This is a genomic window from Anoxybacillus sp. B2M1, from assembly GCF_001634265.1.
Lineage (GTDB): Bacteria > Bacillota > Bacilli > Bacillales > Anoxybacillaceae > Anoxybacteroides > Anoxybacteroides rupiense.
On the sequence record NZ_CP015435.1, the window covers coordinates 2,541,619 to 2,562,500 of the forward strand.

Consider the following 20,882-nt stretch of genomic DNA (forward strand, 5'->3'; position numbering starts at 1 on the left):
TTATAATGCTATCATAGCTAAAAAAAACTGTCAATATTTTTTTGCCTTTATGATATAATATCCTTTTTTCTTTGTTATTACTTCTACTTCTGGAAATAGTGATTGGAGTTTTTCAAGAGCGGAAGGAGCCCCTTGCTTCTTCTGAATCACAATCCATAATTCTCCACCAGAAAGGAGATGATCCACACTTTCTGCAAAAATCGAATGAACGATCTGCTTTCCCGCACGAATTGGGGGATTCGTTAAAATGGCGGCGAACTTTTTCATTCCGATCTCTTGAAACAAATTGCTTTCATAGATGATGGCATTATGAATTTGATTTTGCTGCTGATTTTGGCGGGCTAACGCAATCGCTCGTTCATTAATGTCAACCATCTCCACCTTGCGCTCAGGGAAAGATTTTGCTAAAGCTAAACCAATCGGACCGTAGCCGCAGCCAACATCCAAAAAGTCCCCTTGAATCAACGGCTCTTCAAACGTTTCAATGAGCAATCGTGAGCCAAAATCCACCTCACGCTTAGAAAAAACACCTTGATCAGTTGTAAAGAGCAAATCATTTCCTCTAAGTGTGTAACTCCATGTATGTGGATCACTTGAAGAAGACGGAGCTTTGGAGTAGTAATGTTCACTCAATGATTCTCATCCTTTCATTGGCTTTTTACCATTCTCTCCATACTTGATAGCAGAATATGCTGTAAAATCCATGTATATAGATATATAGCCGGATGCCTCCACATCAATCCCAAAGTGAGCAGGGGATGATCCTGCTTCGTCCGATTTCAACGGTCAGACAACCATAGTTTTTTACACATACCATCCATTTCATCTTTGTATTGATGCCGTACAAGGACAACAAAGTGAATCGATTTTATTTGACTGATACGATAAGTGCTGTAAAGATGAAAAAGCCCGCTATCATTAGCGAGCTTTTTCATTCCGCATAAAGAAAAGAGAAATTACTTCACTTCTACGCTAGCGCCAGCTTCTTCAAGTTTAGCTTTGATTTCTTCAGCTTCTTCTTTAGAAACGCCTTCTTTAACTGGCTTTGGAGTGTTGTCAACTAAGTCTTTTGCTTCTTTTAAGCCAAGACCAGTAAGTTCACGCACAACTTTGATAACTTTGATTTTTTGCGCGCCGCCATCTGTAAGAATAACATCGAATTCTGTTTTTTCAGCAGCAGCTTCGCCACCAGCAGCACCGCCACCAGCAACTACTACAGGAGCAGCAGCAGTTACGCCGAACTCTTCTTCAATTGCTTTTACTAAATCGTTTAATTCTAAAACTGTCATATTTTTAACCGCTTCAATGATTTGTTCTTTCGTCATTGTAATATTCCTCCCTTAATATCAAGATGTTTAGCATTGTTTTTCAAATGGGCTAAGCCACTATAAGATTAAGCACCTTGTTCTTCTTTTTTCTCTGCAACTGCTTTTGTAACAAGCGCGAAGTTGCGGATAGGAGCTTGAAGAACGCTAAGCAACATAGAAAGCAAGCCTTCGCGAGAAGGAAGATTAGCAAGTGCTTTCACTTCTTCAACTGTAGCTACGTTGCCTTCAATAATTCCTGCTTTAATTTCCAACGCTTCATGCGCTTTTGCAAAATCGTTTAGAAGCTTGGCTGGAGCTACTACATCTTCGTTACTAAACGCGATCGCATTTGGACCAGTAAGTACTTCATCTAACCCTTCTAAACCAACTTCTGCAAGCGCACGGCGAGTTAACGTATTTTTGTATACTTTGAACTCAATACCAGCTTCGCGAAGCTGTTTGCGAAGTTCAGTAACTTCTGCTACGTTTAGACCGCGATAGTCTACAATAATAGTTGATTTGCTTGCGCGGAATTTCTCTGCGATTTCTGCGACTACTTGTTTTTTGAGTTCGATTGCGCTGCTCATTTTCACACCTCCTGTAGAAGATAAGATGAAATACCACTTATACCGTTCATAAGAAAACCTCCATGCCACGTAGACATGGAGGTACTGTAAAGCACCACAAGATGCACTTTGCTTTCTATAAACAAAACACCTCGGTAGGAAATTAAGCTCATGCCGAGCACCTACTGTCTACGGTACAAATGATATTCTCTTTTCAGACAAATTTTATGATACTAAATGACTGCCCGAAAGTCAACAGCCACTTATTTTGCAACAGCAAATGTTGAAGGATCGACTTTGATGCCAGGTCCCATCGTTGAAGTTACTGTTACATTTTTTACATATGTGCCTTTAGCAGCAGCAGGCTTCACTTTTAAAATTGTTTCGTAAATTGTTGTGAAGTTGTCCACTAGCTTTTCGTTATCAAACGAAATTTTGCCAATTGGCACATGAATGTTTCCAGCTTTATCAACACGGTACTCTACTTTACCAGCTTTGATTTCTTTTACCGCTCTTGCTACATCAAATGTAACTGTTCCTGTTTTTGGATTCGGCATTAATCCTTTAGGTCCTAGGATACGACCTAGCTTACCGACTTCACCCATCATATCAGGAGTAGCTACGATTACGTCAAAATCAAACCATCCTTGTTGGATTTTGTTGATGTACTCTGTATCGCCGACATAATCTGCTCCCGCAGCTTCAGCTTCTTTTGCTTTTTCTCCTTTTGCAAATACAAGCACGCGTTGTACTTTACCTGTTCCATGAGGCAACACAACGGCCCCGCGAATTTGCTGATCCGCTTTTTTAGGGTCAACCCCTAAACGGAAAGCAACTTCTACAGTGGCATCAAATTTCGCAATACTTGTTTTCTTCACTAATTCAATTGCTTCAGTTACAGAATAAGCTGTATAGCGGTCCACAAGCTTCGCCGCTTCTAAATATTTTTTTCCTCTTTTAGCCATTTCAATTTCCTCCTTATTGTGGTTTTAGCGGAATAACCTCCCACGAATAAAGGTTGCGAAACAGATTATTTCTGTACTCGCAACCTTCAGCAGCCAGATACCATAACACGATTAGTCTTCGATAACAATTCCCATGCTGCGTGCGGTACCTTCCACCATACGCATTGCTGCTTCAATGCTAGCAGCATTGAGATCTGGCATTTTTGTTTCAGCAATCTCACGTACTTTGTCACGCTTGATTGTTGCTACTTTATTACGGTTTGGCTCACCAGAACCTGACTCAATGCCAGCCGCTTTTTTAAGCAAAACAGCAGCAGGCGGAGTTTTTGTAATAAATGTAAATGAACGGTCCTCGTATACCGTAATTTCAACAGGAATGATCAAACCTGCTTGGTCAGCTGTACGAGCATTGAATTCTTTACAGAATCCCATAATGTTTACACCAGCTTGACCTAAAGCTGGACCAACTGGTGGTGCCGGATTCGCTTTACCTGCAGGAATTTGTAGCTTTACAACTTTGATTACTTTTTTAGCCACGAGACACACCTCCTTAAGTCCGTGATGTGGTATTAGGGACGTTCCCTCCCACTCATATAAGGTTATGAATAATGCAGCATTTGCATTATTCTTTCGTAAGGCAGGACGTAACCTTGCGCCCTTCTATTTCCTATCATGCTTAAAGCATAGGAAATGCCACTGATTTATCATGGATTATAAAAAAGTTCATATGATCAGCCTGTATCATGAGATACACTGACTATAAAATATTATCACTTTTCCTTTTTGATTGCAAGTTGTTTCAGCAATTATATTTTTTCAATTTGCGAAAAATCAAGCTCTACTGGGGTTTCACGCCCAAACATATTCACAAGCACTTTAACCTTCCGCCGATCCATATCAATTTCTTCAATCGTTCCTGTGAAATTAGCAAAAGGTCCTTCCTTAACCTGTACCGTTTCTTTTAGCTCATAATCAAAATCAAGCTCATTAAGCGGCACGCCCATCCGTTTTAAAATTAAGTGAACCTCTTCTTCAAGAAGAGGGGTTGGCTTTGACCCCGCTCCGCTTGATCCGACAAATCCAGTAACTCCTGGTGTATTGCGCACTACATACCAAGAGTCATCCGTCATAATCATTTCCACCAACACATATCCAGGGAATACCTTCCGCTTTGTTACTTTTTTCTTTCCGTTTTTCATATCTGTTTCTTCTTCTTCAGGAACGACAACGCGAAAAATTTTATCCTGCATCCCCATCGATTCTAAACGTTTTTCCAGATTGGCCTTCACTTTATTTTCATAGCCTGAATATGTATGGATAACATACCAGTTTTTCTCCATTGGCTGGGACTTAAACGTCCTTCCCTCCCCTTAAACAGCAATTAGGTTTTATAAGCAAAACAAAAACCCGTTTCCGGGCCTTTTATTTCTACCTTATTATCTTTTATTATACCATAACAAAGCGCCAGTTATTCAAGCACAAAACGAATTAAAGAAGAAATCCCTAGATCCACAACCGCAAAAAAAATGGTCATGAAAGCAACGGTGGCTAACACGGTAATGGTATAATTGACTAACTCTTTTCTTTTCGGCCAACTGACTTTTTTCATCTCACGTGCGACTTCATTAAAAAAATTGATAATACGTTGCATGATTAATAACCTCCAACAACTTAGAGCTGCTTTGCCAGTCATTGGCATGATCGTAAAACTTATTTCGTTTCCCGGTGAATGGTATGTTCATTGCAAGTTTTGCAAAACTTTTTGATATCTAGACGCTCTTGAGTATTTGCGGTATTTTTCATCGTTGAATAATTACGGGTATTGCATTGACTGCAGGCTAATATCACCTTTTTACGCATATGCCTCCCACCGTTCTACGAGATGTCTTTAAAAATTTAACATATCCATCTTTCTTATGTCAATGACAAATAGTGCTTTAGCCTGTTGCCCAGCATGCCCTTTTCATTTATAGACTGATTTCGCGATATTCCAAATATCTTTCCAACTTTCGCTTCACTCTTTGTAAAGCGTTATCAATCGATTTAACATGGCGGTTAAGCTCTTCAGAAATTTCTTGATATGACCGCCCATCTAAATATAGAACAAGCACCTTTCTCTCTAAGTCACTTAACAGCTCGGCCATTTTAATTTCAATATCATCGACTTCTTCACGATTAATAATCAACTCTTCTGGATCCGTTGCTTTTGTTCCGGAAATAACATCCATCAGTGTTCGATCGGATTCATCATCATAAATAGGCTTATCAAGCGAAACATATGAGTTGAGCGGAATGTGCTTTTGCCTTGTGGCCGTTTTGATTGCGGTAATCATTTGCCGAGTAATGCATAATTCCGCAAAGGCTTTAAAAGAAGTAAGCTTGTCCTCTTTAAAATCCCGAATCGCTTTATATAGGCCAATCATTCCCTCCTGAATAATGTCCTCTTTATCTGCTCCAACTAAAAAATAAGAACGCGCTTTCGCTCGGACAAAGTTTTGATACTTATGAATCAAAAAGTCCAAGGCATCGCTGTCTCCTTGGTGCACCCGTTCGACTAATACTTCATCCTCAAACTGTTCCAACTTTTTCTCATCTTTGCTTTTGAAGACTTCGCCCACGCCGATCCCTCCGACCGCACAAATCGATAAAATTATTATACAGTACAAAATTTTACAGCGTCAACCTCTCATTTTTCGCCTCTTCGCCATCTTTCGAAAATTCTTGCCACTTCATCTGTTAAAGGAATTTTTGAGACTGGTTTTTGTTCGTGAATGGCTTTTACTTTTTTAGAAATTCCTTGTTCAATTGATTCCATTTCGGTCAAAAGCTCACGAGCCGACTTTCGCAAAGCACCTTGTCCAAAAATCGCCCATTGTTCTGTGTAATCAGAGGTCGCTACATATACTTTTGTCCGAATATTAATTAGCTGCTTTGCAAGCTTTTCAATTCGCTCATCTGCTGTTTCATTCTCTTTTGTAAAAATAACATCTACTTGATAATTGCTATATTTTTTCTCAACGCCTTGTACGAGGTGTGCATCAAAAACAATGATCACTTTATATCCAGTAAACCCTTGGTACTCAGCCATTTTAGAAATTAATACATCTCTTGCTGAAGCAAGATCATGCTCTTTTAATTTGCGAAGCTCAGGCCAAGCACCAATCACGTTGTAGCCATCCACAATGAGAATATCCATGGAGTTATTCTCCTAAAGGATATCGTTTACGGTACACCTCATACATTAATAAACTGGCTGCCACTGAAGCGTTTAGCGATGTTACCTTCCCCTTCATCGGAAGGCGAATTAAAAAGTCACATTTTTCCAAAATCAACCTCCCAATTCCTTTCCCTTCACTTCCAATTACGAGGGCTAAAGGCATTGTTCCATCCAGCTGGCGATAATCGTCTTGTGCTTTGGCATCCGTGCCGACAATCCAAATTCCCCGTTCTTTTAGCTCATCAATCGTTCTTGCTAAATTCGTCACACGGGCAACTGGAATATGTTCAATCGCTCCTGTGGAAGCTTTGGCCACTGTTGAGGTTAAGCCAACTGAACGACGCTTCGGGATAATAATGCCATGTGCTCCGACCGCATCGGCTGTGCGCATAATAGAGCCTAAATTATGAGGGTCTTCCAGCTCATCAAGCATCAAGAAGAAAGGAGGTTCATTTTTTTCTGCCGCACGATGAAATAATTCATCGATATCATAATATTGGTAAGCAGCTACTTGAGCAATAACTCCTTGGTGATTTCCATCAACCATCTGATCCAGCTTTTTTTTCGGAACATATTGCACAATCACTTTTTGCTGCTTAGCCAGCTCAATGACCGATTGCATCGCTCCCCGCTGCGCCCCTTCGGCAATCCAAATTTTATTTACTTCCCGTTCCGACTTTAACGCTTCTAATACAGGATTTTTTCCGATAATAAGGTCCATTTCTTTACGTCTTCCTTTCTTAGCCTTCAATAATATCAAATGAATAACGGATGAGCTCTTTCAGTCTTTCCTCATTATTTCCTAAGAAATGATACCCAATCAACGCTTCAAAGGCTGTACTGTATCGATACGTTTGAACATCGGTATTTTTAGGAATTGTAGCTGATTTAGCATTTCTCCCTCTGCGCAAGACCGCTTGCTCTTCCTCCGTTAAGATCGCTTGTTCTAGTAACGCCAATACCACTTTTGCCTGCGCTTTGGCAGAAACATACCGGATGGCTTGCTTGTGTAATTGATTTGGCTTAACGCTTCCTTTGGCAAGGAGGCGATGCCGCACATACAATTCGTAGACAGCATCACCGATATAAGCAAGAGCTAAACCATTAAGTTGTTTTACATCTTTTATATCTACAAAAAAGTCTTTCACACTCTTATCCTCTTTTCCATCTCGTTCCTTGCGGCGTATCTTCTAAAATAATATTTTTTGCTTTTAGTTCATCCCTAATTTGATCAGCTAAGGCAAAATCGCGATTTTTTCTAGCTTCATTTCGCTTCTGGATCAATGCTTCGACTTCGTCATCGAGCAATTCATCCTCTGTTAAAGAAATTCCCAATACACCTAATAGCTCTTCAAACTCATGTATGAAAGCAGAAATGACTTTTTCAGCTGTATTTTTTTCAAGCAAATATAAATTTGCCTGTTTAGATAGCTCAAATAATACAGCAATGGCATTTGCCGTGTTAAAATCATCATCCATCTCCGTCATGAAAGCATTGCGGCATTCATTAATCTTATCTAACCATTGCTCATCGTTATCGGTTAAATTGCTGCAGCTCGCAAGACGATGTTTTAAATTAAGGTAGGACGTTTTTAAACGTTCCAATCCGTTCTTTGTGCTTTCTAACAACTCTTGACTATAGTTAATCGGATGACGGTAATGAACAGATAGCATAAAAAAGCGCAATACTTTCGGATCTACTTGCTGAATGATATCGTGTACAAGAACAAAGTTCCCGAGAGATTTAGACATTTTTTCATTATTGATATTAATGTAGCCATTATGCATCCAATATTTTGCAAATGTCTTTCCTGTCAACGCTTCTGACTGGGCAATCTCGTTTTCGTGATGTGGAAATGTTAAATCTTGGCCACCTGCATGAATATCGATAGTATCTCCTAAATATTTGTGCGCCATCGCTGAGCATTCGATATGCCAGCCCGGCCGTCCTTTTCCCCAAGGGCTATCCCAAGCGATTTCGCCCTCTTTCGCTGCTTTCCATAAAGCAAAATCAAGCGGATCTTTTTTCTTTTCTCCAATTTCAATACGGGCCCCCGCTCGAAGCTCATCAACCGATTGATGTGAAAGTTTTCCGTATTCTGCAAACGCTCTTGTTTGATAATAAACATCCCCATCTACTTCATAAGCATATCCTTTTTCGATCAGCTGCTCAATAAATTCAATAATAATGTCAATATTTTCGGTTACACGCGGATGAACATCGGCTTTTCGGCAGCCTAATGCGGATACATCTGCAAAATAAGCCTCAATAAAACGTTCAGCAATCGTTGGAACATCTTCTCCTAATTCTTTAGCCGCCTTAATCAATTTATCATCAACATCAGTAAAGTTCGAAACATATTGCACATCATAGCCGCGAAATTCTAAATAGCGGCGGACGGTATCAAATACAATAGCTGGACGCGCATTTCCAATATGAATATAGTTGTACACCGTTGGACCACAGACATACATTTTTACCTTATTTGGTTCAATCGGTTCAAATTTCTCTTTCTTTCGTGTCAATGTGTTATAAAGCTGAATGCTCATTTTGTGCCTTCCCTTCTTTAAGTTGTTGAATTTCCATTTGTAGCTTTTCAATCTGATTCTCTAGCTCTTTTAAACGATCGGCAATAGGATCCGGTAAATCCGTATGGTTTAAATCTTTGTTCACTCTGACTCCATTATGCACCACGACTTTCCCTGGAATACCAACAACAGTGGAGTTCGGGGGTACATCTTTTAAAACAACCGATCCTGCTCCTATTTTTGAATTTTCTCCAATTGTAATGGAACCAAGCACCTTAGCTCCTGTTGCAATCAAACAGTTATCTTTAATGGTCGGATGGCGCTTTCCTTTTTCTTTTCCTGTCCCACCCAATGTCACTCCTTGATATACCGTCACATTATTGCCAATTTCACATGTTTCTCCAATCACAACACCCATGCCATGGTCGATAAAAAAGCGACGACCGATCTTTGCACCTGGATGAATCTCAATGCCTGTAAAAAAGCGACTAATTTGTGAAATCAGCCTTGCAAGAAAGTACAGTTTCCGTTTATAAAAAGCATGAGCAATGCGATGCGCCCAAATAGCATGTAATCCTGAGTAAGTCAAAATAACTTCTAAATAGCTTCTTGCTGCCGGATCTTGTTCAAACACAACTTCAATGTCCTCTTTCAAGATTTTAAACATCTCTCTCCCTCCTCCTCAGACTTCCAGAATAATAAAAAGCGTCTCTGTGTTTGCAAACACAGAGACGCTCGGACGCGCGGTTCCACTCTGTTTAGCCAAATGAAAAGCTTGGCTCCCTCAGCTCTTATAACGGAAGAGAATCCGCTCCATTCTACTACAGAGCATCTCTGCTTCGAAAGGAGGCTCCGAGGCGCATTTCAAAAGCATTAAGCATGAATCACTTCCAGCCAAGGTGACTCTCTCTGTAATGTTAATGCTTTTTACTTCTCCTCATCTACGCTTTATATATGGATTTGTTAATCATCATATTACAAAAAAGAAAAAATGTTAGTCAATTAGTTTTTCTAAGCGTTGAATCACTTTTTCTTTTCCAAGCAGCTGTATCGCGAGCGGCAGCTCCGGTCCGTGAGTTTGTCCTGTGGTAGCTACACGGATCGGCATAAATAATTTCTTGCCTTTCTGTCCCGTTGTTTTTTGTACCACTTTAATAGCGGCTTTAATGGATTCTGCATCCAATGTTTCGAGATTTTTCACTTCCTCTAAAAACGCCTTCAATACGGCTGGAACTTGTTCTTCCACTAATACAGCCCGCGCTTCTTCGTCATACTCGACATCTTCTTTAAAAAACAGCTTGGACAATTCTACAATCTCTGCTCCATAGCTCATCTGTTCTTGATATAAAGCAATTAATTGCCGAGCCCATTCCCGCTGCTCTCCGGTCATTTGCGCCGGCAAACAGCCCGCCTTGATTAAGTGAGGCAAAGACAGTTCTACAAGCCGATCTAAATCAAGCTTTTTAATATATTGGTTATTCATCCATGTCAGCTTCTGTTTATCAAACATCGAAGGAGATTTAGATAGGCGAGATACATCAAAAATACGAATGAGCTCTTCCTTCGTAAAGAGTTCTTCTTCTCCTTCTGGCGACCACCCTAATAAAGCAAAAAAGTTAAACATCGCTTCAGGAAGGTAGCCAAGCTCTTTATATTGAGAAACAAATTGAATAATGGATTCATCGCGTTTGGATAACTTTTTGCGCTGCTCATTTACAATCAATGTCATATGACCGTAGCGCGGTGGCTCCCAACCTAAATATTCATAAATCATCAACTGTTTTGGCGTGTTCGATAAATGTTCTTCGCCGCGAAATACATGAGTAATCTTCATTAAGTAATCATCTATGACCACCGCAAAGTTATAAGTCGGAATTCCGTTAGCTTTGACGATGACCCAGTCACCGATATCTTTTGATTCAAACACTACTTTGCCACGAACCATGTCTTCAAACTCGTATACTTTCCCTTCAGGTACTTTTATACGCAATGTATACGGCTTGCCTTCCGCCTCCAACTGCTGTACCTGTTCAGGCGTTAGATGACGGCATTTGCCACTATATTGCGGTGCTGCAATTCCCGCCGCCTTTTGGGCTTCACGTTCTTGCTCCAATTCTTCGGGCGTACAGAAGCATTTATAGGCATATCCTTTTTCTAATAGCTCATTTGCATACTGACGATATATATCAAGACGCTCTATCTGGCGATAAGGTCCATATCCTCCATCTTTGTCTACCGATTCATCGTAATCAATACCAAGCCATTTTAAATTCTCCAATTGAGACTGCTCTCCGCCGGGCACATTCCGTTCGATATCAGTGTCTTCGATTCGCACAATAAATTTCCCATTATGGTGGCGAGCAAACAAATAATTAAATAGAGCTGTGCGCGCTCCTCCGATATGTAAATGGCCAGTCGGACTCGGCGCATAACGCACTCTTACCTCTTGTGACATGTTAAGACCTCCATCAACATTTAACTGTGTATCGTTATTTTAACATTATACCACCACAAAGTTAAGCCATTATTGCCTTTGCAATAAAACAACCGCTTGAGCAGCAATGCCTTCTTCACGCCCAGTAAATCCAAGTTTTTCTGTCGTCGTCGCCTTCACATTTACTTGAGAGCGCTCCGCTTCTAATAACTCAGCCATTCTCTCTATCATTTGTTCAATATAAGGAGCCATTTTCGGTTTTTGTGCAATAATGGTACAGTCTAGATTGGCAAGCTTATACCCCTCTTTCTTAACGAGGTTCCAAACTTGCTGTAGCAATCGCGCGGAGTCGGCATCTTTATATTGTTGATCCGTATCTGGAAAATGCGTCCCAATATCGCCAGCACCAATGGCTCCTAAGCACGCGTCTGCCACAGCATGCAACAACACATCTGCATCTGAGTGACCAAGCAATCCTTTTTCATAAGGAATGCAAACACCGCCAATTATTAAAGGGCGGCCTGTTACTAATTGATGAACGTCAAATCCTTGCCCTATCCGAAACATATATTCACCTTGCTTCCTTTAATGATAAAATCGCTTCCGCAAATAGTAAGTCATCTGGCGTTGTTAATTTAATATTTCGATAATCTCCCTCCACAATTTTCACTTTTTTTCCCATCCGTTCAACAAGACTGGCATCATCTGTTCCGATATACCCTTCTTCCTGTGCCCGTTTATGCGCTTCTAAAACAAGGGAAACACGAAAAGCTTGTGGAGTCTGTACAGCCCACAAGCTAGAGCGCTCCACCGTTTCCTCAGCCATTCCATTCCTAACTTTTTTAACGGTGTCTTTCATAGGTACAGCGGGAATTGCCGCACCATGCTCTTGCGCTTCCTTCACTAATTCGTGTATTTTTTCTAGCCTAATAAACGGGCGGGCACCATCATGAATGAGGACAATCTCACCTTCTTTAACTGCCTGCAACCCATTGTAGACGCTATGTTGCCGTTCGATGCCACCACTGACGATCGAGATCACTTTTTTGATCCCGAACTTTTTCAGTAGCTCAACAAACAGCGGTCTTTCCGCTTCGTTTACTACCATAATGATTCCGCGACAATCGTCATCTTGTTCAAACACCTTTAACGTGTGTATAATGACAGGCTGATGCTGCAATTCAATCAGCAGTTTGTTCATGCCAGCCTTCATTCGCTTTCCCTGTCCTGCTGCCGGAATGACTACTTGATATAACATATGACTTATTCTCCTAGTCTACACTTATAATGCCTTTTGGAGAAGCTTGAGCTTCGCAAAAATCATTCTCCCTGCTGAAGTTTGTAACACACTAGTGACTAAGACGTCAACCCGTTTGCCTATATAATCTCTGCCGTCTTCGACAACAATCATCGTTCCGTCATCTAAATAGGCAACGCCCTGGTTATGCTCTTTTCCATCCTTAATGACTTGTACATTCAATTCTTCTCCCGGTAAAACAACCGGTTTAACTGCATTGGCCAAGTCGTTTATATTCAGGACTCTCACATTTTGCAGTTCACAGACTTTATTTAAATTGAAATCGTTCGTCACGACCACTCCTGATGTTAATTTCGCTAATTTCACTAGCTTGCTGTCCACTTCCTGAATGTCATCAAAATCGCCTTCATAAATCTCTACTTTCATTTCCAATTCTTTTTGAATGCGATTCAAAATATCAAGCCCGCGGCGGCCGCGATTTCGCTTCAGTACATCTGAGGAATCAGCAATATGCTGTAATTCTTCTAGAACAAAACGAGGAATAACAATCGTTCCCTCTAAAAATCCTGTTTGGCAAATATCAGCAATTCGTCCGTCAATAATCACGCTTGTATCAAGAATTTTTAAAGTACTGTTTTTTTGCTTGTCGCTTTCTTCTTCTGTTCCTTTTTTCTTAGACATACGACTAGAAATGGAAAATAAATTCATCAACTCATGGCGTTTCTTAAATCCTACCTGAAATCCTAAATAACCAAGCAAAATCGTTAAAAAAACTGGCAGCACGGTATTAACGACTTGAAATTGAAATGCTTTAAGCGGCATCACCACTAAAAATGCAACAAATAATCCAAAAATTAACCCTAAGCTTCCAAACAAAATATCTGTGACAGGCGCTTTTACCAGAGATTCTTCAATCCAGTGAATTAAACCCACTACATAATCAACTAGCCAAAAAGTCATGATAAAGAAAATAAGTGCTCCCAAAATCGCCAGCATATATGGATTGTTAAAAAATGAAAGATGATGGATATTCAGCAGTCGAAATATATTCGGAAGAAAAATAATTCCTAAGGTCCCTCCGACGACTAAGAAAAATAATTGGACTACTCTCTTTAACATCATACTTTCACCTCCTCAACTACATTATAAACAGTTTCCAATGTTTGAAACCAATGATAACACAGTTTTTAATCTTTTTTAAAAATTTGATACATGTTTGTAACGTTTATTCATACAGATTTTCTGTCTCCTAACGTGTATTCCAACGCTTCAGCGACATGAGACACCCCTATAATTTCCACTCCTTTTGGCGCCAGCCATCCTCCCAAATTATTTTTTGGAATAATAATACGATGAAATCCAAGCTTTACTGCTTCTTGAACTCGCTGCTCGATACGAGAGACTCGACGTACTTCTCCTGTCAGCCCCACCTCTCCGATGATGACATCTGATGGATTCGTCGGCAGATCGCGAAAGCTAGAAGCAATGCTTACAGCGATGGCTAAATCAATAGCTGGTTCATCTAATTTGACTCCCCCGGCTACTTTTAAATAAGCATCTTGGTTTTGCAGAAGCAACCCAACTCTTTTTTCTAGTACAGCCATCAGCAATGATACGCGGTTATGGTCAATTCCCGTCGCCATTCTTCTTGGATTGCCAAAGCTTGTTGGGGAAATTAACGCTTGAATTTCCACGAGCACGGGTCTTGTGCCCTCCATTGACGCTACTACCGTTGATCCTGCCACTCCGCTTGATCGTTCTTCCAAGAATACCTCTGAAGGGTTTTCAACCTCTAGCAGCCCCGTTTCTCTCATTTCAAAAATACCAATCTCATTAGTCGATCCAAATCGATTCTTCACTGCTCGTAAAATTCGGTACGTATGATGGCGCTCACCTTCAAAATACAAAACTGTATCTACCATATGCTCTAAAATTCTCGGTCCAGCAATGGAGCCTTCCTTTGTTACATGGCCGACAATAAAAATCGCAATTCCTTTTGTTTTAGCGATTCGCATCAATTCCCCTGTACACTCCCTGACTTGAGAAACGCTGCCGGGAGCTGATGTAATCTCGGCTCGATAGATCGTTTGAATGGAATCAATTACTACAAAGTCAGGTTGAATTTCTTCAATCGCTTGATGAATATATTCCAAGTCTGTTTCTGATAATACATACAGCTCATTAGCGGAAATACCCAAACGGTCAGCACGCAGCTTCGTTTGCTTGACTGATTCTTCCCCGGAAATATATAGCACTTTATATTGATTCAACGCCAATTGTGCAGACACCTGCAAAAGAATGGTTGATTTTCCGATACCAGGATCACCGCCGATAAGAACGAGAGAACCTTTAACGATTCCGCCACCTAACACGCGATTAAATTCCGCAAGATCCGTTACCATTCTTGGCTCCTGTGCTGTTGCTACGGTTGTAATCGACACTGGCTTGGATATAGAAGAAGGAGCAGTATGAACAAATACTCCCCTTGCTGCTGGTTTTCCTCTCTCAATTTCCTCAACCATAGAGTTCCACGTCTGACAACCTGGACACTTTCCCATCCATTTGGCTGATTCATATCCGCATTCTTGACATACAAATTTCGTTTTCTTTTTCATAACAGCTAATTCCTCTCTATTCGCAAATGCAAAAAGAAGGTATGCGCCAATCTACTTCTGCCGCATACCTTGCTGCCACCTTTTACTGAACGGTTTGTTCTGATAAAACTACAAATTCTCCGTCTTTGACATCTACAATGACTTTTTGCCCTTTTGTGATCGTTCCTTTCAACAGCTCTTCAGATAAGCGGTCTTCAATGTGTTTTTGTAAAGCTCGGCGCAATGGACGAGCACCATATTCTGGGTCATGTCCTTCTTCAGCAATTTTTGCAATCGTTGCTTCCGTCAATTCTAATTCAATATCTTGCTCTGTTAAACGTTTTACAAGCTGATCGGCCATAAGATGAACAATTTTTGCTAAATGTTGTTTTTCTAATGAGTGGAATACAATAATTTCATCAATACGATTCAAAAACTCTGGACGGAACGCTTTTTTCAATTCATCCATGACTTTACCCTTCATGTCTTTATATTTCTGGCTTTCATCTTGAACATTAAAGCCTACATACTTATTTCGTTTCAGGGCATCAGCTCCCACATTGGATGTCATAATCACAATCGTATTGCGGAAATCAACCGTTCTTCCTTTTGAATCTGTTAAACGTCCGTCTTCTAATACCTGCAAAAGAATATTAAATACATCTGGATGTGCTTTTTCCATCTCATCCAATAAAACGACCGAGTACGGTTTACGGCGAACTTTTTCTGTCAATTGTCCTCCTTCTTCATATCCGACATATCCAGGAGGAGAACCAACAAGTCGAGAAGTAGAATGCTTCTCCATATACTCGGACATATCGATGCGAATCAACGCATCCTCATCTCCAAACATCGCTTCTGCCAGTGCTCGTGCTAACTCTGTTTTTCCTACCCCAGTTGGTCCAAGGAAGATAAATGAACCGATTGGACGCTTTGGATCCTTTAATCCTGCACGGGCACGTCGGACCGCCTTCGCCACTGCTTTCACTGCTTCTTCCTGTCCAATCACTCGCGAATGCAAAATTTCTTCAAGCTTTAACAACCGTTCTGTTTCTGTTTGCGCCAATTTCGATACAGGTATTCCTGTCCAGCTAGATACAACCAAAGCAATATCCTCTACTGTTACTTCCGAATTTTCTTGACCTTGCTTTTCTTTCCAAGCGCGTTTTGTTTCTTCTAATTCCTCACGCAAACGTTGTTCCGTATCGCGCAATGAAGCAGCTTTTTCAAATTCCTGACTCTGAACAGCAGCGTCTTTTTCTTTACGAACCTCTTCTAACTTTTGTTCCAACTCTTTTAAATTAGGAGGAGCGGTAAAAGAACGAAGACGCACTTTTGAGCATGCCTCATCAATTAAATCAATGGCTTTATCTGGGAGAAAGCGATCTGTAATATATCGATCTGATAGCTTCACTGCTTGAATAATTGCTTCATCAGAAATCGAGACACGATGATGCGCTTCATATCGGTCACGTAACCCTTTTAAAATTTGAATGGACTCTTCAACAGTCGGTTCATCAACATAAATTGGCTGGAAACGGCGTTCTAGCGCAGCATCCTTCTCGATATATTTCCGGTATTCATCTAACGTTGTAGCACCGATACACTGCAATTCACCACGAGCTAATGAAGGTTTTAAAATGTTTGAAGCATCAATAGCTCCTTCCGCTCCCCCTGCGCCAATGAGCGTATGCAGCTCATCAATAAATAAAATAATATTTCCTGCTTGACGAATTTCATCCATAACTTTTTTCAAGCGGTCTTCAAATTCACCGCGATATTTGGTTCCGGCAACAACTGTCCCCATGTCTAACGTCATGACTCGCTTGTCTCGTAACGTTTCAGGAACTTCATTATTGACAATTTGCTGCGCCAATCCTTCTGCAATCGCTGTTTTACCTACACCAGGTTCACCGATTAATACCGGGTTGTTTTTCGTGCGTCGGCTTAATACTTCAATCACACGTTGAATCTCTTTACTTCTTCCGATGACAGGATCTAAGCTGCCTTCGCGAGCAATGGCTGTTAAATCGCGAGCAAGACTGTCTAGCGTCGGTGTACTCACATGGGAAGCACTGCCTTGGTGTCCGGAAACAGACTCATTGCTTCCCAATAGTTGTAACACTTGTTGACGTGCTTTATTCAAGCTTACCCCTAAATTATTGAGAACACGAGCGGCGACTCCCTCTCCTTCACGAATTAAGCCAAGCAAAATATGCTCTGTACCTACATACGAATGTCCAAGCTTTCTGGCTTCATCCATAGAAAGCTCAATCACTTTTTTGGCACGTGGCGTATAGTGAATCGTTTGCGACACCTCATGTCCTCGACCAATCAATGCTTCTACTTCCTTCTGAATCTTTTCTGGTCCTAACCCCAAAGCAATTAAAGCTTTAGCGGCAATCCCTTCTCCCTCGCGAATCAATCCAAGCAAAATATGCTCCGTGCCAATGTTATTGTGACCAAGACGTACCGCTTCTTCTTGAGCTAAAGCCAACACTTTTTGCGCCCGTTCTGTGAATCTACCGAACATCATTTTCATCACCCTCCATTGCTTTTCGTTCTTCCATTTTTAAACGTTCTCGAATCAAAGTAGCTCGAAGAACATCCCGTTCATTAGGTCTTAATGCTCCGCCAGCATATTGCTGTAAGAATCCCGGCTGCATTAAAATCATCAGCTCATTTAGAATGCTCCGAGAAATGTTTTTAATATACCCTAAATCAATTCCCAAACGTACATCCGATAAACATTGGGCCGCTTCCTTCGATTCGATAACACGGCAATTGGTCAAGATGCCATAGGAGCGAAAGACTCTGTCTTCTAATTGTATGTTTAAAGTTTTGACTAATGCCTCTCTTGCCATTCTTTCCTGAGCAATTAATTGTTGAACAACACTTTTTAAATCCTCCACAATATCTTCTTCTGATTTGCCAAGCGTAATTTGATTTGATATTTGGAATATATTCCCTAAGGCCTCACTTCCTTCTCCATACGTTCCTCGTACCACTAATCCTAGTTGGCTAATGGCCGGAATGATTTGGTTCATTTGCTGTGTTAGAATCAGAGCCGGTAAATGCATCATTACCGATGCTCTTAATCCTGTTCCTACATTTGTAGGACAGCTTGTTAAATAACCTTTCTTTTCATCAAATGCGTAATTGACATGCATTTCAATCCAATCATCCAGCGCATTGGCCATCTCTAAAGCTTCTGTCAGTTGCAGTCCTGGAAATAAACATTGAATACGAATATGGTCCTCCTCGTTAATCATAATGCTTACCTCTTCATTTTCCGACAGCAAGCATGCTCCGAATGGGCAATCTTCCGCTAAATGTGGACTAATTAAATGTTTTTCAACCAATACCCTTTTTTCGATCGTTTGGAGCTCATTCATTTTTAAAAGCTCAAATCTACCAACTACAGGATGTGATTGGCGTGCAAATGTCTGTTCAAATTGCTGTACGATATGCTGGGCTTCTTCGTTGCCAAAAACAGTGGGAAACTGGTAATCTACAATATTCCTTGCAAGCCGAATCCGACTGCTCAATACAATGTCTGAGTCCGGACCTTCTTGGTTCATCCAAGAGCTTACTGCTGTATTCAAAAACTTCTCAAGCGACACAATCAGCCCTCCTCCCCATGTTTACTTACACGTGATTCAAGCAAACGAATTTGATCGCGAACTTCAGCTGCTTTTTCAAACTCTTCTCTGGCAATAAGCTCTTGCAGTTTTTGTTTTAAATGAGCGATTTGTTTACGAATATAAATACTGCCACCGATTCGTCTTGGAATTTTCCCTGCATGAGTAGTATTGCCACTATGAAGTCGTTTCAATATCGGCTGCAGCTGTTTAGCGAATGTATGATAGCAATGAGAGCAGCCAAAACGGCCGATTTTGGCGAATTGATTATATGTCATGTTGCAGCGTTCACATTGCAAAATTTCAATGCTTTGAAATGCATTTTGCTTGGCTCCCTTTGTAGGAGCTTCAAAATTTAATAGACCTGCCAATAAATTTTGCAAAGAGAATCCTGCATTTCCATGAAACATAAAAACGTCCCCGTGCTCTTGAGCACAATGTTCGCAAAGATGAAATTCTGTCTTTTCACCATTGATAATTTTCGTAAAATGCATCGTGGCCGGTCTCTGCTTACATTCTTGGCATATCAAAGATCTCACCTCTTTCTATTTATACTTCAAAGACATTAACATGGCTTTTAACATTCTAGCTCTCAACTCATCTCTTTGAGGCAAGTCAATATATAAAACAGATCGATCCATTACGCTCAGCATAATATTTGCCTCTCGTTCAGAAATGACTTTTTCTTCAACAAGTCGGCGAATAATATCCTCTGCACTCGATTGACTGACATGATGACGAATTAAAGATAATAGCTGATCAATTAATTGCGATTCATTTTTTGTTTTCACTTTTATAATTCGAATATAGCCTCCACCGCCACGCTTGCTTTCTACAATATAGCCTCGTTCCAAAGTAAAGCGTGTATTAATGACATAATTAATCTGTGAAGGAACGCACTGAAATTTATCGGCGATTTCACTTCGTTTAATCTCAACAATTTCTTGTTCACTCATATTTAAAACTTGCTTTAAATATTGTTCGATAATATCAGAAATGTTTCTCACCCTACCCCTCCTTGCTTAGGTAGTTGACTTTGACTATATTTGACCTTAATTTTACTATATAGCAGATATAAAAAAAATGCAACAAACAAGAGCAGATAATCATATGATTGCCGATTTTCCGAATTTAAAACAAAAGCAGTATGAATTAATTCGATAACATATGCTAAAAATCCTTTATATCAAGAAAAAAGTTATAATTATGAAGCAAGGACATATCTCAACATGCCAATGCTCAAAGATCCGTCTTTAAAGCAGTAAACCATTCAACAAAGGAAAACATTCTTCATCAAACGATGGAAACTGGTATCTGCACTTTTTCAGAGTTTTCGCATGTGCAGCAAAGCATATTCAATCCGTAGAATATGTCAATTAAGCTGTTTTTGAATGAGAGAGAAGCACAGGAACCAAGGAGTTTGACGTGGTCATTCACATGATTTAACGTTTAATATGCTCGAGGATATGATATGGGGTGAATAAGAGGTTCAAATTTTAATCAGTGAAAACCAATCGTATCGAAAAAACGAAATGTACAATTTTATTGTGAATATGTCGCAAAGCGCATCATAAATGCATAAAGACATATAAAAACCCACTCACTCCCTTGAAAATCCTATACAGCGACCAATAAGCTCCAAAGAGTGGACATTATGCGTTCTAATTTGATTAAAGAACAGGCATGTGGGAGATCAAATCTCTTTTGAATGCATTCTTCCAATAGATCCATCGGCTTTCTTTGTTTGGCACGCCGTATACAACAGAGAGGCCGCCGATTTTAAAAAGGCATTACTCAGGTGCTTATTTTTAAAAACGTATTTTGCGCTCGATTCGTTGCGAGAGTTGATGTGAGTCCTTCAGTGGTTTGATTATTGTCGCCACCTTTGTGGACTAGCGACGTTCTGCATGTTTCGACGCTTTCTCGTACAAGACAATGGTTTCAAGAGCAAGAGTTTCCGGAATCTCATGCTCAACTGCTTATGCATTTAAGTGTCAAGCAGCCTTCAGCTGTGTGGATTGACAATATGGCACTCCGAAGCAGCCCCTATGATTCTCAAATGAGAGGAAGGATGATGCCCACTCTTATCACTTGTTTAAGGGCTATCAACTTTATACAGGTATCACCGCAGACGAAATCGTAGTCTCCCATATGCTTACACCCCCCAATCGACATGACGCGGCAGTCACGCCAGAGGTTTTTTCAGCTCTCAAAGACTGGAACATTCGGTTTGCTTTAGGAGATGCCGCCTATGACAGCAAGAAAGTTCAAACTATCGCCCGCCGAGAACATAGGAGTGTTTTTGGGTCACCTCGAAATCAAAAGAACGAATATGACTCCAGGGTTGTTGAAGGTGACATTTGGAAAACAG

24 protein-coding genes and 2 other annotated features (1 of these 26 running past the window's edge) are annotated in these 20,882 nt (G+C 40.5%); of the genes, 1 reads left to right on the forward strand and 23 read right to left on the reverse strand.

Annotated features, from left to right (window positions below; translation table 11 throughout):
- Positions 1 to 30 precede the first annotated feature (30 nt).
- From GFC28_RS12380 to GFC28_RS12485, 23 genes are all read right to left on the reverse strand, one after another.
- Positions 31 to 633 carry a class I SAM-dependent methyltransferase gene (locus GFC28_RS12380; RefSeq protein ID WP_044744072.1) on the reverse strand — a complete coding sequence of 201 codons (603 nt, stop codon included), beginning with the start codon at positions 631 to 633 and terminating at the stop codon, positions 31 to 33.
- 323 nt (positions 634 to 956) lie between these two features.
- Complete coding sequence (rplL, locus tag GFC28_RS12385) at positions 957 to 1,325, reverse strand: 50S ribosomal protein L7/L12 (protein WP_044744073.1); 369 nt, start codon at positions 1,323 to 1,325, stop codon at positions 957 to 959.
- Positions 1,326 to 1,393: 68 nt separating this feature from the next.
- A complete protein-coding gene (rplJ, locus tag GFC28_RS12390) occupies positions 1,394 to 1,894 on the reverse strand; it encodes a 50S ribosomal protein L10 (RefSeq protein ID WP_044744074.1) in 501 nt (166 codons plus the stop codon).
- A 42-nt stretch (positions 1,895 to 1,936) separates the two neighbouring features.
- Positions 1,937 to 2,086 (reverse strand) — a sequence feature (ribosomal protein L10 leader region).
- Between the two features lie 50 nt (positions 2,087 to 2,136).
- Complete coding sequence (rplA, locus tag GFC28_RS12395; protein WP_044744075.1) at positions 2,137 to 2,838, reverse strand: 50S ribosomal protein L1; 702 nt, start codon at positions 2,836 to 2,838, stop codon at positions 2,137 to 2,139.
- A 111-nt stretch (positions 2,839 to 2,949) separates the two neighbouring features.
- The gene (gene rplK, locus GFC28_RS12400) at positions 2,950 to 3,375 is read right to left on the reverse strand and encodes a 50S ribosomal protein L11 (RefSeq protein ID WP_027410223.1); all 426 of its coding nucleotides are present in this window, start codon (positions 3,373 to 3,375) and stop codon (positions 2,950 to 2,952) included.
- Between the two features lie 269 nt (positions 3,376 to 3,644).
- A complete protein-coding gene (nusG, locus tag GFC28_RS12405) occupies positions 3,645 to 4,178 on the reverse strand; it encodes a transcription termination/antitermination protein NusG (RefSeq protein ID WP_044744076.1) in 534 nt (177 codons plus the stop codon).
- A 128-nt stretch (positions 4,179 to 4,306) separates the two neighbouring features.
- A complete protein-coding gene (secE, locus tag GFC28_RS12410) occupies positions 4,307 to 4,489 on the reverse strand; it encodes a preprotein translocase subunit SecE (protein WP_044744077.1) in 183 nt (60 codons plus the stop codon).
- 59 nt (positions 4,490 to 4,548) lie between these two features.
- Positions 4,549 to 4,698, reverse strand: coding sequence for a 50S ribosomal protein L33 (gene rpmG, locus GFC28_RS18945; RefSeq protein WP_080862215.1), 150 nt, complete (start codon positions 4,696 to 4,698; stop codon positions 4,549 to 4,551).
- Between the two features lie 107 nt (positions 4,699 to 4,805).
- Positions 4,806 to 5,456, reverse strand: a complete 651-nt coding sequence (gene sigH / locus GFC28_RS12415; protein WP_044744078.1) for an RNA polymerase sporulation sigma factor SigH — start codon at positions 5,454 to 5,456, stop codon at positions 4,806 to 4,808.
- Positions 5,457 to 5,524: 68 nt separating this feature from the next.
- Complete coding sequence (locus GFC28_RS12420) at positions 5,525 to 6,034, reverse strand: NYN domain-containing protein (protein ID WP_044744079.1); 510 nt, start codon at positions 6,032 to 6,034, stop codon at positions 5,525 to 5,527.
- Between the two features lie 4 nt (positions 6,035 to 6,038).
- Positions 6,039 to 6,776: a 23S rRNA (guanosine(2251)-2'-O)-methyltransferase RlmB gene (gene rlmB / locus GFC28_RS12425; RefSeq protein WP_044744080.1), complete on the reverse strand. Its 738-nt coding sequence runs from the start codon at positions 6,774 to 6,776 to the stop codon at positions 6,039 to 6,041.
- Positions 6,777 to 6,795: 19 nt separating this feature from the next.
- Positions 6,796 to 7,203 (reverse strand): Mini-ribonuclease 3, encoded by a 408-nt coding sequence (locus GFC28_RS12430; RefSeq protein WP_231883396.1) that lies wholly within the window; start codon positions 7,201 to 7,203, stop codon positions 6,796 to 6,798.
- A gap of 4 nt (positions 7,204 to 7,207) precedes the next feature.
- Positions 7,208 to 8,605: a cysteine--tRNA ligase gene (cysS, locus tag GFC28_RS12435; protein ID WP_044744081.1), complete on the reverse strand. Its 1,398-nt coding sequence runs from the start codon at positions 8,603 to 8,605 to the stop codon at positions 7,208 to 7,210.
- Positions 8,586 to 9,251, reverse strand: coding sequence for a serine O-acetyltransferase (cysE, locus tag GFC28_RS12440; protein WP_044744082.1), 666 nt, complete (start codon positions 9,249 to 9,251; stop codon positions 8,586 to 8,588). Before cysE ends, cysS begins: the two co-directional genes overlap by 20 nt.
- 57 nt (positions 9,252 to 9,308) lie before the next feature.
- Positions 9,309 to 9,537: a binding site (T-box leader), on the reverse strand.
- Positions 9,538 to 9,578: 41 nt separating this feature from the next.
- The gene (gene gltX / locus GFC28_RS12445) at positions 9,579 to 11,039 is read right to left on the reverse strand and encodes a glutamate--tRNA ligase (RefSeq protein WP_044744083.1); all 1,461 of its coding nucleotides are present in this window, start codon (positions 11,037 to 11,039) and stop codon (positions 9,579 to 9,581) included.
- 69 nt (positions 11,040 to 11,108) lie between these two features.
- Entirely contained in the window at positions 11,109 to 11,585 is a 477-nt protein-coding gene (ispF, locus tag GFC28_RS12450) for a 2-C-methyl-D-erythritol 2,4-cyclodiphosphate synthase (RefSeq protein WP_044744084.1), read from the reverse strand.
- A gap of 4 nt (positions 11,586 to 11,589) precedes the next feature.
- The gene (ispD, locus tag GFC28_RS12455) at positions 11,590 to 12,276 is read right to left on the reverse strand and encodes a 2-C-methyl-D-erythritol 4-phosphate cytidylyltransferase (RefSeq protein WP_044744085.1); all 687 of its coding nucleotides are present in this window, start codon (positions 12,274 to 12,276) and stop codon (positions 11,590 to 11,592) included.
- Positions 12,277 to 12,300: 24 nt separating this feature from the next.
- The gene (locus GFC28_RS12460) at positions 12,301 to 13,395 is read right to left on the reverse strand and encodes a PIN/TRAM domain-containing protein (RefSeq protein WP_044744093.1); all 1,095 of its coding nucleotides are present in this window, start codon (positions 13,393 to 13,395) and stop codon (positions 12,301 to 12,303) included.
- Positions 13,396 to 13,505: 110 nt separating this feature from the next.
- Positions 13,506 to 14,891: a DNA repair protein RadA gene (radA, locus tag GFC28_RS12465; protein WP_044744086.1), complete on the reverse strand. Its 1,386-nt coding sequence runs from the start codon at positions 14,889 to 14,891 to the stop codon at positions 13,506 to 13,508.
- Between the two features lie 82 nt (positions 14,892 to 14,973).
- Positions 14,974 to 17,406 (reverse strand): ATP-dependent protease ATP-binding subunit ClpC, encoded by a 2,433-nt coding sequence (gene clpC / locus GFC28_RS12470; protein ID WP_044744087.1) that lies wholly within the window; start codon positions 17,404 to 17,406, stop codon positions 14,974 to 14,976.
- The gene (locus tag GFC28_RS12475; protein ID WP_044744088.1) at positions 17,393 to 18,493 is read right to left on the reverse strand and encodes a protein-arginine kinase McsB; all 1,101 of its coding nucleotides are present in this window, start codon (positions 18,491 to 18,493) and stop codon (positions 17,393 to 17,395) included. The genes clpC and GFC28_RS12475 overlap by 14 nt, the downstream gene beginning before the upstream one ends.
- 2 nt (positions 18,494 to 18,495) lie before the next feature.
- Positions 18,496 to 19,041, reverse strand: coding sequence for a protein-arginine kinase activator protein McsA (locus GFC28_RS12480; RefSeq protein WP_044744089.1), 546 nt, complete (start codon positions 19,039 to 19,041; stop codon positions 18,496 to 18,498).
- Between the two features lie 15 nt (positions 19,042 to 19,056).
- Entirely contained in the window at positions 19,057 to 19,518 is a 462-nt protein-coding gene (locus GFC28_RS12485; protein WP_044744090.1) for a CtsR family transcriptional regulator, read from the reverse strand.
- A 1,084-nt stretch (positions 19,519 to 20,602) separates the two neighbouring features.
- Here GFC28_RS12485 and GFC28_RS20295 point away from each other — a divergent pair.
- On the forward strand, positions 20,603 to 20,882 hold the 5' portion of the coding sequence (locus tag GFC28_RS20295) for a transposase (RefSeq protein ID WP_442854558.1). 26 nt of this gene lie beyond the right edge of the window; only the first 280 of its 306 coding nucleotides appear in the window; its start codon is at positions 20,603 to 20,605; the stop codon falls past the right edge of the window.

Bases quoted from the DNA above. Each gene is read 5' to 3' on its own strand.
- rplL (WP_044744073.1), bottom strand. From the start codon at position 1,325: ATGACGAAAGAACAAATCATTGAAGCGGTTAAAAATATGACAGTTTTA.
- rplJ (WP_044744074.1), bottom strand. From the start codon at position 1,894: ATGAGCAGCGCAATCGAACTCAAAAAACAAGTAGTCGCAGAAATCGCA.
- rplA (WP_044744075.1), bottom strand. From the start codon at position 2,838: ATGGCTAAAAGAGGAAAAAAATATTTAGAAGCGGCGAAGCTTGTGGAC.
- nusG (WP_044744076.1), bottom strand. From the start codon at position 4,178: ATGGAGAAAAACTGGTATGTTATCCATACATATTCAGGCTATGAAAAT.
- secE (WP_044744077.1), bottom strand. From the start codon at position 4,489: ATGCAACGTATTATCAATTTTTTTAATGAAGTCGCACGTGAGATGAAA.
- rpmG (WP_080862215.1), bottom strand. From the start codon at position 4,698: ATGCGTAAAAAGGTGATATTAGCCTGCAGTCAATGCAATACCCGTAAT.
- GFC28_RS12420 (WP_044744079.1), bottom strand. From the start codon at position 6,034: ATGGATATTCTCATTGTGGATGGCTACAACGTGATTGGTGCTTGGCCT.
- rlmB (WP_044744080.1), bottom strand. From the start codon at position 6,776: ATGGACCTTATTATCGGAAAAAATCCTGTATTAGAAGCGTTAAAGTCG.
- cysS (WP_044744081.1), bottom strand. From the start codon at position 8,605: ATGAGCATTCAGCTTTATAACACATTGACACGAAAGAAAGAGAAATTT.
- cysE (WP_044744082.1), bottom strand. From the start codon at position 9,251: ATGTTTAAAATCTTGAAAGAGGACATTGAAGTTGTGTTTGAACAAGAT.
- gltX (WP_044744083.1), bottom strand. From the start codon at position 11,039: ATGTCACAAGAGGTAAGAGTGCGTTATGCGCCGAGTCCGACTGGCCAT.
- ispF (WP_044744084.1), bottom strand. From the start codon at position 11,585: ATGTTTCGGATAGGGCAAGGATTTGACGTTCATCAATTAGTAACAGGC.
- ispD (WP_044744085.1), bottom strand. From the start codon at position 12,276: ATGTTATATCAAGTAGTCATTCCGGCAGCAGGACAGGGAAAGCGAATG.
- GFC28_RS12460 (WP_044744093.1), bottom strand. From the start codon at position 13,395: ATGTTAAAGAGAGTAGTCCAATTATTTTTCTTAGTCGTCGGAGGGACC.
- radA (WP_044744086.1), bottom strand. From the start codon at position 14,891: ATGAAAAAGAAAACGAAATTTGTATGTCAAGAATGCGGATATGAATCA.
- clpC (WP_044744087.1), bottom strand. From the start codon at position 17,406: ATGATGTTCGGTAGATTCACAGAACGGGCGCAAAAAGTGTTGGCTTTA.